Raw genomic sequence first — 16,884 nt, 5'->3', positions numbered from 1 at the left:
CTGCCTTATGCCTCATTATTTTAGCTCGGATGAAATTTCGGAAGAATTGCATGCCTGGTTGCGCCTGTCGCTAGAGCCTGGGCTCGCACCCGCCCAGGCCCGGCAATTGCTGGCGGCCTGCGGGCTGCCACCGCACATCTACCAAAGCTCGGTACAAACCCTGTCGCGGCATATCCCTGGCGAACTGGCGGTACAACTCAGCCAGGAGCCGGTGAAAGAGCTGCAGGCACTCATAGACCAAACGGGGCAATGGCTCAAACAGCCTGGCCACCATATCGTGACCTTGGCTGACGCCAGCTACCCGGCTGCCTTGCTGGATCTGCACGACGCTCCCTTGCTGCTTTACGCAAATGGCGATCTAGGTATCTTGCAGCGTAAAGGGCTGGCTATTGTGGGAGCGCGCAACGCCACCCAATCCGGGCAGGAAACCGCGACCGATTTTGCCCATACCCTGGCGACCAAGGGGTGGTGCATTATCAGTGGTCTGGCCAGCGGCATCGATCAGGCCGCCCATAAGGGAGCTTTGCAAGCCGGCTCTCAGGGTGCCGGCACCCTTGCGGTCATGGGTACCGGTCTGGATCTGGTCTACCCGGCCGTCCATCGCGACCTGGCTCATCAAATCAGCGCTCAGGGGCTGTTGCTGAGCGAATTCCCTCTGGGAACACGGGCCCTGCCCCACCACTTCCCGCGTCGAAATCGCATTGTGGCTGCGCTGTCCAAGGGCGTACTGGTGGTGGAGGCCGCCAAACAAAGCGGTTCGCTGATTACCGCCCGTTTGGCCGGGGAGCTGGGGCGAGAAGTCTTTGCCATTCCCGGCTCCATTCACTCCCCTTTGGCTCGAGGCTGCCACGCTCTGATTCGTCAAGGTGCCAAGCTGGTTGAAAGCGCCCAAGATATTCTGGACGAGCTAGGCAATGCCCAAGGCGACGTCTGCCGGGACACGCCTGCCCGGCCCGGACCCACGTCACATGCCCATGACAGCTTGCCCGAGGAACTACGTCCCATCCTGGAGCGCATCGACTTTGCCCCCTTGACTCCGGAGCAACTGATGCGTCGTACCGGCCTGCTGGCTACCGAACTGCCCGCCTTCCTGGCCGAGCTGGAGCTGGCAGGCTGTATCGAGGCCCTGCCCGACGGCCGCTTTCAACGCTTGAAGCCTTAAGAACCATAGGGCAGTTCCTAGGGCGCCAGCCCCGGCCCTCAAGAGGTATCATGACGATTACGTCAGGGCCTGCGGGCCCCAGCCCTCTATCCCTTCAGGAAACTTCATGTCATACCCATCGCGCGTCAAGATTGTGGAGGTCGGCCCCCGGGACGGCTTGCAGAACGAAAAAGAATTCATCCCCACCGACGTCAAGGTCGAGCTGGTCAACCGTTTGTCTCATGCTGGCTTTGTGAATGTGGAAGCAGCTTCTTTTGTGTCGCCCAAATGGGTACCGCAAATGGCCGACGGCGCCGAGTTGATGGCAATGATCGACCGTCGCCCCGGCACGATTTATTCCGTCCTGACCCCCAATATGCGTGGTTTTGAAGGTGCCCTAGCCGCCAAGGCGGACGAAGTGGTGATCTTCGCCGCCGCCAGCGAGGCATTTTCCCTGCGCAACATCAATTGCAGCATCGAAGAATCGCTGGAGCGCTTTGCCCCCGTTGCCCAGGCTGCCAAAGAAGCCGGTTTGCGTTTGCGCGGCTCCATCAGCTGTTCTTTCGGTTGTCCCTATGAAGGTGCGGTAGCCCCGTCCAACGTACTGAAAGTCGGCAAGCGCCTGATTGAACTGGGCTGTGACGAGATCGACGTGGCCGACACCATCGGCGTAGGCACGGCCCGCCAGGTTTATGACCTTATGCGCATGGTGACCGAGCACATAGACCCAGCTCATGTGTCCGGCCACTTCCACGACACCTACGGCCAGGCCATTGCCAATATCGTCGCGTCCATGCAGGCTGGCATTCATATTTTCCACAGCTCCGTGGCCGGTCTGGGCGGCTGTCCCTACGCCAAGGGCGCAACCGGCAACGTCGCGACTGAAGACGTACTGTTCCTGATGCAAGGCCTGGATATTGAGACCGGCATTGATCTGAACGCCGTGGTAGAGACGGGACAATGGATTTCGGCTCACCTGAAACGTAAATCGGCCAGCAATGCCGGTAACGCCCTGGCCGCCCGCAAGCAAGGGGCCGCCGCGTGCTGATGAGCCAAGCCCCCACCAAAGAGGAAATTGACGCCCTGTTAAGCGACCTGGGCCCGCTTCCCATTCAAGGCCGCTCCTGGCCCAAATGGGTCGCTGCCAGTGCCTGGGTCGTGCTGGCCCTGATCGGGGTGCGGTTTGCCTTGGTCGCCGGCTCTCCGCAAGGAGCGGCTATCAGCCCCGTGCTGGCGGGCAGTCTGGTACTGCTGTTTACCGGCCTGATTCTGATTGCCTGGCACATGTGGCATGGGGTCACCACAATTGACCAGACCGGCATACGCCAGAGCTGGATCATGAAGCGGCAAGTGCAATGGCAGGACATCCACTTTGCCAAATTTGTGCCGCTGTTCAACTCCAAGCGTCTGATCTGCTTTACCCGACGTGGTCGTCCCGTGATTTTTCAAGGTGCCACACAGGATCTGCAAGTAGCCTTTGCCAAGATTTCCCTGGTGTTGAGGCGCAAGAATTAGGTCTTCCGGTTTGCTCCGTAAGGCTTGGCATATTGGGGCAAACAATCCAGCACGTCTTCCATACGAAAGCCGTGCGCAGCAGTTAGACAGACCAGGTATGGCCGTGTTCCACCCCACGACGATACCTACACCACCAGTCCCCGGGGCAGCGCACACCATCCGGGGACCAAGAGCAAAACGCACAGCAACGTCATAGCCCCCAGACCCATCAGTCAATAAAAAAGCAGCTCTCAAAGAGAGCTGCTTTTTGCATATCGTGAACCCCGAAAGGATTAACGAATAGGCAGACCGTAAATCAGGCCGCCGTCGATCCACAGGGCATTGAGGCCGCGTTCGATCTGCAGCGGGCTGCCTTTACCCACGTTACGCTCGAAAGACTCGCCGTAATTACCGACTTGCTTGATGATGTTGTAAGCCCATTTTTCGTCCAGGCCCAGGTTCTTGCCGGCACCTGGCGTCACCCCAAGCAGACGCTGAATGTTGGGATTGTCGCTTTTGAGTTTTTCATCCACGTTGGCGGCCGTCACACCCAACTCTTCGGCATTGAAGCTGGCTTGCAGGGACCATTTCACAATGTTCAGCCAAGCATCGTCGCCCTGACGAACGAAGGGACCCAAAGGCTCTTTGGAAATGATTTCTGGCAGAACCAGATAATCGTCCGGGTTCTCCATTTTGGAGATGCGAATCGACGCCAGACCGGAGGCGTCGGTGGAAAACACGTCACAACGACCCGCCACAAAAGCATTGACCACTTCGTTGAACTGTTCGATCACGACTGGCTTGTAGTCAACCTTGTTGGCACGTGCCCAATCGGCCATCGTATTTTCGTTGGACGTGCCAGTCTGCATGCAAACGGTAGCGCCGTTCAGTTCCTTGGCACTGGTCACGCCCAGCTTCTTGGACACCAGAAAACCCTGGCCATCGTAAAAGTTGATGCCGGCATGAATGGCACCGAGCGCCGTGTCACGCTGCTGGGTCACGGTGGTATTACGGGCCAGAAGATCAATTTCGCCCGATTGCAAGGCTGTGAAGCGCTGCTGGGAATTCAAAGGCACCGCCTTGAACTTGCTGGCATCACCCAAGGTGGCCGCCGCCACCGAACGACATACGTCAATATCCAGGCCCGTCCAGGTCCCCTTGTCATCGGGGGCCGAAAACCCGGCAAAACCGGTGGTCACGCCACACAGCACGTGGCCGCGCTGTTGGACATTGTCCAAGGTGGCTGCCTGGGCAGCAGGCAGGCTGGCCATCAAGGCCAGGACAACAGCAGAAACTGGCACAAAGCGCATCGGGCTCTCCTCAAAAGATATAGGTATTGGCTATTTTCCTGAAATAGTACCGCAGCCCGAACGCTACTTGTGTGCATATCTATATGGCAAATTAATCGTAGCTGCGTTGGTCCTCGATGACTTTACCATCCCTTGGCAGGGCGCCAGGTGCCATAAACTCCACCTGGGCGCGCAGTTTGGTGATCTCACGGATCGAATCCGCCAAGGCGCTTTCCAGCCCGTCGGGCTGTGCGCTCACTTCCACCTGAAACACCATCTGATCCTGGCCACTGGCCCCGCGTACCACCAGACGGGCTTGCCCCAATTCTTTGTGCCGCAGACGAATCTGCTCCACCTGCCCCGGATGCACAAACATGCCCCGCACCTTGGTAGTCTGATCCGCACGCCCCATCCAGCCGCGAATACGCTGATTGGTGCGGCCGCAGGGGGATTGCCCAGGCAACACGGCAGACAGGTCCCCCGTCCCGAAGCGCACCAGCGGATAGTCGGGATTGAAAGAAGTCACCACGACCTCGCCCACTTCACCCGGGGCCACCGGCTGTCCCGTGCCAGGACGCACAATTTCCAGGATCAGGTTTTCATTCAACACCAAGCCTTCGCGAGCCTGGGTTTCGTAGGCGATCATGCCCAGATCTGCACTGCCATAAGCCTGGTAGCCTGCCACCCCTTGCTCGCTGAACCACTTTTGCAACGACGGCGGATAGGCCTCACCTGAAAACAAAGCCTTGCTCAGACCCGGCAAGGCAATTTGCATGGCCTGGGCTTTTTCCATGATGATTTTCAGAAAACTGGGTGTGCCGGTATAGCCATGAGGGCGCAAATCGGCCATAGCCTGCACCTGCTGCTCGGTTTGGCCCACCCCACCGGGAAATACAGTGCAATCGAGTGCATGCGCGGCCGTTTCCATCATGGAGCCTGCCGGAGTGAAGTGATAAGAAAAACAATTGAAAATCAGTTCTTCACGCCGAAAACCTGCCGCATACAGGGCACGCGCGAAACCCCAATAGTCCGAGCGGCGGCTTTCAGGTTCGTACATGGGGCCGGGCGAGGCAAACACCTTGCGGGCCGCTCCCCAGGAGATGGAGGAAAAGCCCCCAAAGACAGCCTGCGCGTAAGCGGCCGAAGACTGCCCGGCCCGTGCCTGCTCCCGAGCCTGAAGCTGGGCCTGCAACAACTCACTTTTACGAAACACCGGGATGGCCAGCAGATCCTCGCGGCTGCGCACGGCCGCCAGCTCCACGCCCTCCAGTTGCCTGGCAATGGCAGGGGCGCCCTGGGCTGCCGCCTGCAACACCTGCGGCAAACGGGTCATCAAATCGGCTTCGCGCTCGTCCGGTTCCAGGGTCTCGCGCTCATCGTAATACTCGCTCATTTCTCCTCCAGTGGGATGAATTGGCATCCCAACACGCTGCGCCAAACCAATCTGCTGTCCACAGACAAAGGCGTGTCAATGCCAAGCTCCGCAGCCACACCCTGTGTAGCCAGAAGCAGCCCAAAACTCAAAACGTCAAAAGGCCAAGGGCGGCACCTCATGTGCATCCCGGTGGCAGGTCTTTCCCTGTGCTGATCCTGCTGCTGTTCAGTACAGGCCAGACCCGGCTGATACATGGAAATTCCTGGGCGTTACGCCAGCCAGCGCTTGCGACGCCGGTAAAATTTATTGTCGCGAAAGCTCTTGCGCTCTCCTCCCGACACACCCAGGTAAAACTCCTTGACGTCCTCGTTCTCGGCCAGCGCCTGCGACGGTCCGTCCATCATGACCCGGCCGTTTTCCAGGATGTAGCCATAGTCAGCATATTTCAGGGCCACGTTGGTGTTTTGCTCGGCCAGCAGGAAACTGACTCGCTCGCGCTGATTCAGATCCCGCACAATCTCGAAAATTTCTTCCACCACCTGCGGTGCGAGTCCCATGGACGGTTCGTCCAGCAAAATCATGCCCGGATCGGCCATCAAGGCGCGGCCAATGGCACACATTTGCTGCTCCCCGCCCGAGGTATAGCCGGCCTGACTGGCACGGCGCTGCTTGAGTCGCGGAAAATACTGGTAGACCTTGTCCAGCTCGGCGCTCAGGTCGCCACGCGACAAGGAGCGGGTATAGGCCCCCGTCAATAAATTTTCTTCAATGCTCAAGTGCGCGAAACAATGACGCCCTTCCATCACCTGCACCACACCGCGCTTGACCAGATCGGCCGGCGTCAGCTGATCAATACGCTCACCACGCAGATGGATCTGGCCTTTGGTCACATCGCCGCGCTCGGCGCGCAGCAAATTTGATACGGCCCGCAAGGTCGTGGTTTTACCGGCACCGTTGGCGCCCAGCAAGGCAACAATCCGCCCCTCCGGCACCCGCAAGGACACGCCCTTGAGCACCAAAATGACGTGGTTGTAAATCACTTCGATGCCATTGACGTCCAGCAGGGCGGGCGTCTCATCCACTTGGCCTACGGTCTCACTCATAATCTTCCCCACGCAATGCAGTGCCCAGGGCGAACCCTGGGCGCCTGGGTTTAGCCTTCGCAGTTGCGAGGCGTAATTTTCTTCTCGGCGGCGTACTTGGCCGACATTTCCTTGACTAGCGGATCGACAAATTTCTTGTCGGACTGATACCAGTCGGACACGACTTCAAATTTGTTGCCATCCCACTGCACAATACGCGCCCAGTCGTCACCCATGTGATTGCTGCATGAGGTTTTGATGGGGCGCATGATGCCCTCAAAGCCCAACTCTTTCAGACGCGCCTCGTCCAGGTTCAGGTTTTCAAAACCCCAGCGCACTTGCTCGGGGGTCATGTGTTTGCCTTTGCCGAACTTTTCCTGAGCCGCGCGGATTGCTTCGACCTGCATCATGGAGATCATCATGCCGCGAGTGTGGGCCAGCGTACCCACGTACTTGTCGCCGTTTTCAGCGCCCTTGCCCTTGGCATGCATCTCGCGCACCGCATCATGCACCGGACCATCGGCAGCACTGTTGTGGATGGTAATGCCCTTGTATCCCTTGGCAGTCTGGCCCAGATCGACCACATCACTCTCGGAGGCAGCCCACCAGATGCCGTAGATCTTGTCGCGGGGGTAACCCACGGCCTGCGCTTCACGGATGGCGGTAGGCGTCATGATCCCGGCGCTCCACAGCAAAACGAAATCAGGACGGTTCTTGCGCACCTGCAGCCAGGTGGACTTCTGCTCCACGCCAGGCGCTGTCACCGGGTACAGATCCAATTTAAAGCCTTGCTCTTTGGCACGAGCCTGCAACAGCGCAATCGGCTCTTTGCCGTAAGGCGAGTCGTGATAGACCAGGGCAATACGCTGATCTTTCAGCTTGTCCTCACCCACTTGCTTGGCAATGTCCTGAATCATGACGTCCGCCGCGGTCCAGTACGTACCCAGCAAGGGGAAGTTCCACTCAAACACCGCCCCGTTGGCCGAGTGCGACAGGCCGTAGCCCATGGTCTCAATGGGCACCCCATCCACAAAGGCCTTGTCAGTCAAGGCGAAGGTAATGCCCGTAGACTGCGTGTCAAAACCCGATGCCCCGCCATTCTTGCCTTTCATGCGCTCGTAGCACTCCACGCCGCGGTCGGTGGCGTACGCGGTCTCACATTCCTCGTACACCAGCTTGACGCCATTGACACCGCCATCGCGTTCATTGACCAAAGCCAGATAGTCCAGCTTGCCGTCCGCCCACGGGATACCCAATGGCGCAAAGGAGCCGGTGCGGTAGGTCAGCAGTGGAACGTACTGTTCCTCGGCTGCCACAGCGGCTGTACTCATGGTCAGCATTGCAGCGCAAGCACTCAAACCGAGCACAGCGCGTTTCAGTCGTGTTGTCATCTCCTGGTCCTCCGATAAGTACCATGTGTCTGAATACCCCGTCCCGATGGGCGGGGCTGTTGTTGTAATGAACTGCCTACCTGCTGTTAATGGGGGAAGGGCCACAAACGCAGCTTTTCCTTACCAATACTCCAGAGTCGAGCCAAACCGTGCGGCTCCACAATCAAGAAAAACACAATCAGGGCACCAAACACCATGTGCTCAATGTGCGAAGCGGTATCCACCCCGATGGACACACCAAACCAGTGCGGCACGTTGGTCAACAGCACCGGCAGCAAAACCATGAAGGCAGCGCCGAAGAAACTGCCCACAATCGAGCCCAGTCCACCGATGATGACAATGAACAGCAGTTGCAGGGAACGATTCAGGTCAAAGGCCAGCGGCTCCCAGGAACCCAGGTGGATAAAGGCCCACAGGGCACCGGCAACACCGATGATGAAAGAGCTGACGGCAAAGGCGGTGAGCTTGGCATAGACCGGACGGATACCAATGACCTCGGCCGCCACATCCATGTCACGGATTGCCATCCATTGGCGGCCAATCGCGCCACGCACCAGGTTCTTGGCCAACAGGGCAAACACCACCACGAAGATCAGCACAAACAAGTACTTTTGCATGGGGGTTTGAACCGGCAAACCAAAGGCGCTCAAGGCAGGTACCGACACGTTGCCCGAAGGCGAATAGTTCGTGAAAAAGGCAATGCGAAGGAAAGCCCAATCCACAAAGAACTGTGCGGCCAGTGTCGTGACAGCCAGGTACAAGCCACGGATACGCAAGCTGGGGATGCCAAAGGCCACGCCCACCAGAGTGGCAAACACGCCACCCAGCAGGATTTGCAACACCAGCGGCAACTCCGGAATACGGACGCCAAAGTTCCAGGCGGCATATGCCCCCACGGCCATGAAGGCGCCCGAACCAATCGAGATCTGGCCGCAATAGCCCACCAGGATGTTCAGGCCAATGGCTGCCAGAGACAGGATCAGAAAGGGGATCAGAATGGCTTGCAGGAAGTAGTTGGATGCCATGGCAGGCACCACCAGGAATGCCACCAGCAACAAGCCCAACACCACATAGCGATCCTGGCGGATGGGGAAAATCTGCTGGTCAGCCCGATAGCTGCTTTTGAACTGACCATTTTCGCGGTAAATCATATCGACTCCACCTCAGACGCGATCAATAATCTTCTCGCCGAACAGACCTTGTGGTCGGAACAGCAGGAACACCAGGGCCAGCACATAAGCGAACCAGATCTCGATGCCGCCGCCCACATAAGGGCCCAGGTACACCTCGGACACCTTCTCGCCCACACCGATAATCAGGCCTCCCACAATGGCGCCCGGCACCGAAGTCAGGCCACCCAGAATCACCACCGGCAAGGCGCGCAGCGCAGCGGTCGACAAGGTGAACTGCACCCCATATTTGGAGCCCCAGATAATCCCGGCGACCAGGGCCACCAAACCGGCTACGGTCCAGACCACAACCCAGATACGGTTCAGGGGAATACCGATTGACTGCGCCGCCTGGTGATCGTCTGCCACCGCCCGCAGGGCACGGCCCACGCTGGTGTATTGGAAGAAGATGGCCAGGGCCACCACCAGCAAGGCCGCCACCACGGCCGAGCTCAGGTCTTCCAGACTGACCAGCACACCACCTTCAAACACGGACTCCAGGATGAACGCCGGGTCTTTGGGCATCCCCACATCGATGGAGTACACAGAACTGCCAAACACGATCTGGCCCAGGCCATCGAGCAGGTAGCTGATGCCGATCGTGGCCATCAACAAGGTCGTGCCTTCCTGATTGACCAGGTAACGCAACACCCAACGCTCGATGACGACAGCCAGCACAAACATCAAGATGGCCGAGACAATAAAGGCCAGCACATTGCCCAATAAGCCGGGCTCCATACCCAGCCACTGTGGAATCCACTGCGACAGACGGGCCATGGCCAGAGCGGCCACCAGCACCATGGCGCCCTGTGCAAAGTTAAAGACACCCGATGCTTTGAAGATCAGGACAAAGCCCAGCGCGACCAGGGCGTACAACATCCCGCTCATCAAGCCGCCCAACAAGGTTTCAAGAAAAAATGCCATGTCCGTTCCCCTCAATGGCCAGCGCCAAGATAGGCGCGGATGACGTCCGGGTTCTGCCGCACTTCGTCCGGTACCCCATCACCAATCTTCTTGCCATAGTCCAGGACCACCACGCGGTCCGAAATATCCATGACCACGCCCATATCGTGTTCAATCAACACAATCGTGGTGCCGTACTCTTCGTTCACGTCCAGAATGAAGCGGCACATATCCTGCTTTTCTTCGATGTTCATGCCCGCCATGGGCTCATCAAGCAGCAGAATGCTCGGTTGCATTGCCAGGGCGCGCCCCAGATCCACCCGTTTTTGCAGGCCATACGGCAGTCGCCCCACCGGCGTTTTGCGGTAGGCCTGGATCTCCAGAAAGTCGATGATGCCTTCCACGTATTCACGGTTGCGAATCTCTTCACGCTCGGCCGCCCCCAGACGCAAGGCCTGAGCAAACACACCGCTTTTCATGTGCAGGTTGCGACCCGTCATGATGTTGTCCAGCACACTCATGCCCTTGAACAGGGCCAGGTTCTGAAAGGTGCGGGCAATACCCTGCTCGGCGGTGTGACGCGAGTTCATGCGGGCATAACTCTGGTCGCGTAAAACAATCTCGCCTTGTTGTGGCGCATACACGCCATTGATGACGTTCAGCATGGAGCTTTTGCCGGCTCCGTTCGGACCAATGATGGAGCGAATCTCGTGTTCACGAATGTTGAACGAGATGTCGGTCAAGGCTTTCACCCCACCAAAGGACAAGGAAATATTTTTCAAATCCAGTATCACCGGGCCTATGCGACGGCCCGCCACTTGCGCCTCACTCATCATGCGCTCCTTGCTGCTGCGTCTGTCATGCGCTCAATGTGCAGGTCTGCCGAAATGCGACCGCTGCGCCCATCCTCGAACTTCACTTCTGTCTCCACAAACTGCCGGTCCAGTCCATTGAACAGGGCATCGACCAGCACCTTGTATTTTTGAGCAATAAAGCCCCGGCGTACTTTACGGGTACGGGTGAGCTCATCGTCATCGGGGTCCAGTTCCTTATGCAGAATCAAAAAGGCGCTGATGCGCGATCCCGCCAGTTTGGGGTCGCTGGCCAGATCCTCGTTCACCTGCGCCACGCAGTCACGAATCAAGGCATAGACCTCGGGTTTGCCCGCCAGATCGGTATAGCCGGCATAAGGCAGATTGCGGCGCTCGGCCCAGTTGCCCACGGCTTCCAGATCAATATTGATGAAGGCACAGACCTCTTTCTGGCCGTCACCAAACGCCACCGCCTCTTTGATAAAGGGAAAGAACTTGAGCTTGTTCTCGATGTACTTGGGCGCGAACAGGGAGCCGTCGGCCAATTTGCCCACATCCTTGGCGCGGTCGATGATCTTTAGCTGACCATCGGTATCCAGATACCCCGCATCCCCCGTGTGATACCAGCCATCCTCGGTAAAGGATTCGGCGGTGGACTCAGGATTGCGGTAGTACTCCTTGAACAGTCCGGGGCTGCGCACCTGAATCTCGCCGTTATCGGCCACGCGGATTTCCACCCCTTTCACAGGTGGGCCTACGGTGTCGGCCCGCACATGACCATCTTCCTGCACGCACACGAAAACAGACGTCTCGGTAGCGCCATAGAGCTGCTTCAGGTTGATGCCGATGGAACGATAAAAATCAAACAGATCCGGGCCAATCGCCTCGCCAGCGGTGTAGGCAACGCGCACGCGGCTCATGCCCAGGGCATTGCGCAAGGGGCCGTAGATCAGGATATTGCCCAGGCCATAGCACAGCCGGTCCCACAGGCCCACACCGGGTCGTTTGTCCAGAATCTTCACGCCCACGCGTTGAGCCAAGGCCATAAAACGCCTGTACAGTCCGCGTTTGAGGGCGCTGGCATCTTCCATGCGAATCGTGACTTGCGTCAGCAAGCCCTCCAGCACGCGTGGCGGCGCAAAATAATAGGTGGGGCCAATATCATGCAGGTCGATGGACACGGTTTCGGGCGACTCCGGGTGATTCACCGTAAAGCCTGTCACCAGAAACTGCGTGTAGGAAAACATGTTCTGCCCGATCCAGGCAGGGGGGAGATACGCCAGGACTTCCTCGGCATCGGTCAGCGATTCCAGCTCCTGAATGGCCAGCCCGCGATCAATCAGGGCCGCATGCGTAAGAACCACACCCTTGGGCTTGCCGGTGGTGCCGGAGGTGTAGAACATGGCGGCTGCATGATCCGGAGCAATCGCTTTCCAGATGCGGCGTACGCAATCGGGATCATGCGTCAGTTGCAAACGCCCCTGCTCCATGACCTGCTCGATGTATTGCAGTTGCTCTTGCTGATAGTTACGCAAACCGCGCGGGTCGTCATAGATCAGCGCGTCCAGGTCCGGGCATTGATCCCAGACTTCCAGCAACTTGTCGACCTGCTCCTGATCCTCGACCACCGCCACACGTATGCTGGCATCCAGCAAGACGTGCAGCATCTCCTGAGCCACTGCATCCTGATACAGCGGCACGGGTACGGCGCCCAGCATCTGCGCCGCCATCATGGCCAGGTAAAGGCGCGGGCGATTCTCACCAATCACCGCGACATGCTGGCCGTCTTTGACACCCAGCCCGGCCAGGCCCGCAGCCAGTTGCTCGGCCTGTTCGGCCAGCTCCCGCCACGTCCAGGTCTGCCAGATTCCCAGGTCTTTTTCGCGCATGGCGACTTTGTCGCCACGCACCTGGGCATGGTGTTCTATCCAGGCTGGGAAGGTGCCGGGTAAACCCGCTACCTGCTCTTTATCCATCCGCACAACCATGTCTCCTCCGAATTTTCCCGGCTTGTTATGGTCCAGGAGGCTGCTTATGATTGCGGCAGAAGGCACATGTTATGCCTTCACGCTATTTGCAGCCTGTTATTAATCAAGTTATCGGCTGCCCGTCCCGAAGATTGTCACGGACATGACATTCGACCTTTATCGAGGGTTAATCCTCATGCATGTTGTAGAAGCTTTATCCGAGCGAGCCGCCTGGTTTCGCCTGTTGACGCCGGAGCTGCAAGAGCGAGTGCGCCGCGACACGCTCATTACCGCCTACGAGGCCGGAGCCATCGTCGAACGCAAGGGAGAGCGCGCCACAGCCTGGATTGGTGTGCTCTCGGGTTTGCTCAAGGTGTCGGTCGGAAACTCTGAGGGCAAGATCGCCTCCATGACCGGGGTGCCAGCCGGCGGCTGGATAGGGGAAGGCTCCTTGCTGAAAAACGAAGAGCGCAAATACGATGTGGTGGCCTTGCGCGACAGCCAGGTGGCCCGCTTGCCCATGCACAGTTTCAACGATTTGCTGGACCAGAGCATTGCTTTCAACCGCTACCTCCTGCATCAGCTCAATGAACGTGTGGCGCAATTTATCGGCAAGGCTGAGTACAACAGCCTGTCTACGCCCGATGCCCGCGTGGCACGTTGTCTGGCAGAGCTGTTCAATCCACTGCTCTACCCCGGAAAAGGTCTGCGCCTGGACATCACCCAGGAAGAGATCGGCTATCTGGCGCGGGTGTCGCGCCAACGGGCCAACCAGGCCCTGCGTCAGCTGGAAAACGAAGGGCTGTTACTGATCAAGTATGGGGGCGTCCAGGTTCTGGACCTGGACGGCCTGAAACGTTACGGCGATGAATATGCCGCCTGATGATGCGGTCGCATCCGACCGCATTCCGGTCAGTCCAGGCGGATGTCGGCCCGTTTGATCACGGCGGCCCAGTCGGCACGCTCGCGCTCGGCATAAGCCCGGAACTCATCGGACGTCATCGGCATGGGCTCCACGCCCATATCGCGAATACGCTGAGCCAATTCAGGCGTTTTCAGAGCCTGCATCAGGTCCTGGCTCAAGCGTTCACGCGCGTCCTCAGCCATCTTGGGAGGGCCTACCAGTCCTTGCCAGGCGTAGGCGTAGAAATCGGCAATCCCGGCCTCGGCCATGGTCGGCACCTGCGGCATCAGACTGCTGCGCTCGGGAGTGGCAAGCGCCAGCACCCGCAGTTTGCCCGCCTTTATATGAGAGAGCGCGGCAGCGGAATCCACAAAGGACATATCCACCTGACCGCCCAACAGATCCTGAATGGCCGGCGCGGCTCCTTTGTAGGGCACATGCACGATTTTGCTGTCCGTGCGTTGCTTGAACATTTCGAGGGCCAGATGGTGGGGCGAGCCACTGCCTGCAGATGAGGCGGTCAGTTTTTCAGGCTGGGCGCGAACCGCTTCCAGGAGCTCGGCCACCGTTTTGTACGGAGACTCTTGCGGGACTGCCAGCATCAAGGGAAAGCGGGCCAGGCCACCCACGTAGGTAAACGCGGCGGGATCGTACTGCAGTTTGCTGTACAGGGAGGAATTAAAGGCCAGCGTGCCCGAATCGGCCGTACCCACGGTATAGCCATCCGGCTTGGCATTGCTGACGTAGGTTGCGCCAATAATGGTGGCAGCCCCCGGTTTGTTTTCCACAATCAGTGTCTGTCCAAGGCTGCTTTCCAACTGTTTGGCGACCAGCCGGGCTATCACGTCAGAACCGCCCCCTGCGGGATAGGGTACGACCCAGGTCACTGCCGACTGAGGCCAGTTCGCTGCCAACGCCGTTCCGGTCAGGGTGGCGCCCAGCAACAGCACACCGGCTCCAAATTTTTTCCAATGCATGATGTCTCCTCTGTGCATGCAGGCAGCGCTTTTGGCGCCGCTTTTTTTTAAGTTTTAAGCATCCCGTCCGGGATGCGCAGAGACATTATGCGCGGAGCGCCTCACCCAGGGCATTAGTAACGATGCGGATATCGATCAGCCATAGTCACGTGCGCCAAACAGGGCCGAGCCAAGCCGGACTTCGGTAGAACCTTCCTGAATCGCCAGCTCGAAATCTCCGCTCATGCCCATGGACAGGCCTTTCACCTGTTCATAGCCCAATTCCACCAGACGGTCACGCCACTGGCGCAACTGTGCGAAACAGGCGCGCACGGCCTGCGGATCATCGCTATTGACGGCCATGGTCATCAAGCCGCGCACCTTCAAGGTGTCCAGTGAGCGCAGGGATTGCATGAACGCAGGCAGCTCTTGCGGTGCCAGACCAAACTTGCTGGGCTCGGGCGAGGTCTTGACCTGAATCAGCACATCCAGGCTGCGCTGTTCGGTTTGCAGGTGTCTATCCAGGGCCTGAGCCAGCGACAAACGGTCCAAAGATTGCACTTCGCTGGCCAAACGAGCGATATCTTTGGCCTTATTGCTTTGCAGATGGCCTATCATCACCCACTGGACCGCGCGATCGGCCAGCTCTGCCTGCTTGTCACGAATCTCCTGAACCTTGTTCTCCCCCATTCGCGACAAGCCCAAATCCAGGGCCTGGGCCAGCACGGGCGCAGGAAAGGTTTTGCTTACCGGCAACAGAGCCACCGCATTGGCAGGGCGGCCAGCCTGCAGGCAAGCCTGTTCGATACGCTGGCGCAGCTGCGCCAGCCGACCTGAAAGGGAAGAGTCAGAAAAAGCCATCAATGCACACGCATCCAGAGAAAACCATTGCAAACGCTGCAAACACAACAGCGGCCATTTCCGATAGCATAACTGTTACACACGGCCATCGCTAAGCCCATCGACCGCGTGTTTGCCCCGTTGCATGTCTGTATGCCATTGGCGTCTTCACGGTGTACTCGTATCCCGTTTCCCCAACCTTATCGAGGAGCTCATGACAGATCGTCCCACCCATGCTTTGCCGTCATACCTGAACGCCGACGACGTCGGCCCGTGGGGTATTTATCTCGAACAAGTGGAGCGAGTCACACCGTATCTGGGCAAACTGTCCCGATGGGTTGAAACACTCAAGCGTCCCAAGCGCACACTGATTGTCGATGTCCCCATTGAACTGGATAACGGCACCGTGGCTCATTTTGAGGGCTACCGCGTTCAGCACAATACTTCCCGTGGCCCTGGCAAGGGCGGCGTGCGCTATCACCAGGACGTGACCTTGTCCGAAGTGATGGCCCTGGCTGCCTGGATGTCGATCAAATCGGCTGCCGTGAATCTGCCATTTGGCGGTGCCAAGGGCGGTATTCGTATTGACCCGCGCAACTACTCCCAGGCCGAACTGGAGCGCATCACCCGCCGCTACACCAGCGAGATCGGCGTGATCATCGGCCCCAACAAGGACATTCCCGCTCCGGACGTCAACACCAACGCCCAGACCATGGCCTGGATGATGGACACCTATTCCATGAACGTGGGCGGCACCAGCACAGGGGTGGTCACCGGCAAGCCCGTGTCCCTGGGCGGCAGCCTGGGCCGGGTGGAAGCCACCGGGCGCGGCGTATTTACCGTAGGCTGCGAAGCGGCCCGTGATGCCGGCATCGACCTGAACGGCGCACGCGTCATTGTGCAAGGCTTCGGTAATGTGGGCGGCACTGCGGCGCGCCTGTTCCAGGAAGCCGGCGCCAAGGTGCTGGCCGTACAGGACCACACCGGCACCGTGTACAACCCCAACGGCCTGGATGTACTGGCCTTGCTGAACCACATGGAACAGCACAAGGGTCTGGCCGGCGCTCCCAACGCGGAGGCCATCGCCAATGAAGACTTCTGGCACATTGAAACCGATCTGCTGATTCCGGCTGCCCTGGAAGGCCAGATCAACAAGCACAATGCCGACCGCATTCGCGCCCGCATTGTGATCGAGGGTGCCAATGGCCCCACCACCCCCGAAGCCGACGACATTCTGAACAGCAAGGGCGTGACCATTGTGCCGGACGTGGTCGCCAACGCCGGTGGTGTCACCGTGTCCTATTTCGAGTGGGTCCAGGACTTCTCCAGCTTCTTCTGGACCGAGGACGAGATCAACAACCGTCTGGAAATGATGATGCGCTCGGCCTACACCACCGTGGCGGCGGTCGCCAAGGAGCACAACGTCACCTTGCGCACGGCTGCCTTTATCGTGGGTTGCGCCCGCATTCTGGAATCTCGTCAGGTACGCGGCCTGTATCCTTAAGCTTGTAAGGCGGCATACCCGGTTTATGCCGCTTTTTATGAGCAAAATACAGCGCCT

At 58.6% G+C, this 16,884-nt stretch carries 15 protein-coding genes; 5 read left to right on the top strand and 10 right to left on the bottom strand.

Translation table 11 applies throughout. The annotated features are described in order from the left end of the window. Window positions 1–7 precede the first annotated feature (7 nt). From dprA to RSQ48_RS01105, 3 genes are all read left to right on the top strand, one after another. Entirely contained in the window at window positions 8–1,162 is a 1,155-nt protein-coding gene (dprA, locus tag RSQ48_RS01115; protein ID WP_240209202.1) for a DNA-processing protein DprA, read from the top strand. A 106-nt stretch (window positions 1,163–1,268) separates the two neighbouring features. Further along, window positions 1,269–2,189 (top strand): hydroxymethylglutaryl-CoA lyase, encoded by a 921-nt coding sequence (locus RSQ48_RS01110; protein ID WP_240209201.1) that lies wholly within the window; start codon window positions 1,269–1,271, stop codon window positions 2,187–2,189. Next, window positions 2,189–2,656: a hypothetical protein gene (locus RSQ48_RS01105; protein ID WP_039944042.1), complete on the top strand. Its 468-nt coding sequence runs from the start codon at window positions 2,189–2,191 to the stop codon at window positions 2,654–2,656. Before RSQ48_RS01110 ends, RSQ48_RS01105 begins: the two co-directional genes overlap by 1 nt. A 272-nt stretch (window positions 2,657–2,928) precedes the next feature. On the opposite strand, the gene RSQ48_RS01100 is transcribed toward RSQ48_RS01105, so the two are convergent. The 8 genes from RSQ48_RS01100 to RSQ48_RS01065 form a co-directional block, all read right to left on the bottom strand. Continuing rightward, window positions 2,929–3,945 (bottom strand): amino acid ABC transporter substrate-binding protein, encoded by a 1,017-nt coding sequence (locus tag RSQ48_RS01100; protein WP_219235444.1) that lies wholly within the window; start codon window positions 3,943–3,945, stop codon window positions 2,929–2,931. A gap of 91 nt (window positions 3,946–4,036) precedes the next feature. After that, window positions 4,037–5,317 carry a phenylacetate--CoA ligase family protein gene (locus RSQ48_RS01095; protein ID WP_003804840.1) on the bottom strand — a complete coding sequence of 427 codons (1,281 nt, stop codon included), beginning with the start codon at window positions 5,315–5,317 and terminating at the stop codon, window positions 4,037–4,039. 251 nt (window positions 5,318–5,568) lie between these two features. Further along, window positions 5,569–6,402 (bottom strand): ABC transporter ATP-binding protein, encoded by an 834-nt coding sequence (locus RSQ48_RS01090; RefSeq protein WP_003804844.1) that lies wholly within the window; start codon window positions 6,400–6,402, stop codon window positions 5,569–5,571. Between the two features lie 50 nt (window positions 6,403–6,452). After that, window positions 6,453–7,721 (bottom strand): ABC transporter substrate-binding protein, encoded by a 1,269-nt coding sequence (locus RSQ48_RS01085; protein WP_003804846.1) that lies wholly within the window; start codon window positions 7,719–7,721, stop codon window positions 6,453–6,455. Window positions 7,722–7,858: 137 nt separating this feature from the next. Continuing rightward, window positions 7,859–8,923, bottom strand: a complete 1,065-nt coding sequence (locus tag RSQ48_RS01080; protein ID WP_003804848.1) for a branched-chain amino acid ABC transporter permease — start codon at window positions 8,921–8,923, stop codon at window positions 7,859–7,861. Between the two features lie 12 nt (window positions 8,924–8,935). Next, a complete protein-coding gene (locus RSQ48_RS01075; protein ID WP_003804849.1) occupies window positions 8,936–9,865 on the bottom strand; it encodes a branched-chain amino acid ABC transporter permease in 930 nt (309 codons plus the stop codon). 11 nt (window positions 9,866–9,876) lie between these two features. Continuing rightward, window positions 9,877–10,677, bottom strand: a complete 801-nt coding sequence (locus RSQ48_RS01070) for an ABC transporter ATP-binding protein (protein ID WP_003804850.1) — start codon at window positions 10,675–10,677, stop codon at window positions 9,877–9,879. Then, a complete protein-coding gene (locus RSQ48_RS01065; RefSeq protein ID WP_059318360.1) occupies window positions 10,677–12,644 on the bottom strand; it encodes an AMP-dependent synthetase/ligase in 1,968 nt (655 codons plus the stop codon). Before RSQ48_RS01065 ends, RSQ48_RS01070 begins: the two co-directional genes overlap by 1 nt. A 175-nt stretch (window positions 12,645–12,819) precedes the next feature. On the opposite strand from RSQ48_RS01065, the gene RSQ48_RS01060 reads away from it, so the two are divergent. Continuing rightward, window positions 12,820–13,506 carry a Crp/Fnr family transcriptional regulator gene (locus RSQ48_RS01060; RefSeq protein WP_240209200.1) on the top strand — a complete coding sequence of 229 codons (687 nt, stop codon included), beginning with the start codon at window positions 12,820–12,822 and terminating at the stop codon, window positions 13,504–13,506. Between the two features lie 29 nt (window positions 13,507–13,535). Here RSQ48_RS01060 and RSQ48_RS01055 read toward each other — a convergent pair whose 3' ends face one another. Together RSQ48_RS01055 and RSQ48_RS01050 are read right to left on the bottom strand one after the other, a co-directional pair. After that, a complete protein-coding gene (locus tag RSQ48_RS01055; RefSeq protein ID WP_003804856.1) occupies window positions 13,536–14,504 on the bottom strand; it encodes a Bug family tripartite tricarboxylate transporter substrate binding protein in 969 nt (322 codons plus the stop codon). A 135-nt stretch (window positions 14,505–14,639) separates the two neighbouring features. Beyond that, entirely contained in the window at window positions 14,640–15,344 is a 705-nt protein-coding gene (locus RSQ48_RS01050) for a YggS family pyridoxal phosphate-dependent enzyme (RefSeq protein ID WP_240209199.1), read from the bottom strand. Window positions 15,345–15,537: 193 nt separating this feature from the next. Here RSQ48_RS01050 and RSQ48_RS01045 point away from each other — a divergent pair, with 193 nt between their 5' ends. Then, window positions 15,538–16,827, top strand: coding sequence for a Glu/Leu/Phe/Val family dehydrogenase (locus RSQ48_RS01045; protein WP_003804860.1), 1,290 nt, complete (start codon window positions 15,538–15,540; stop codon window positions 16,825–16,827). Window positions 16,828–16,884 lie beyond the last annotated feature (57 nt).

The organism is Alcaligenes sp. SJTW-7, from assembly GCF_047716895.1.
GTDB classification, from domain to species: Bacteria; Pseudomonadota; Gammaproteobacteria; order Burkholderiales; family Burkholderiaceae_B; genus Alcaligenes; species Alcaligenes ammonioxydans.
The sequence above is the reverse complement of the archived record's forward strand: the minus strand, read 5'-3'. Positions and strand labels throughout refer to the sequence as shown.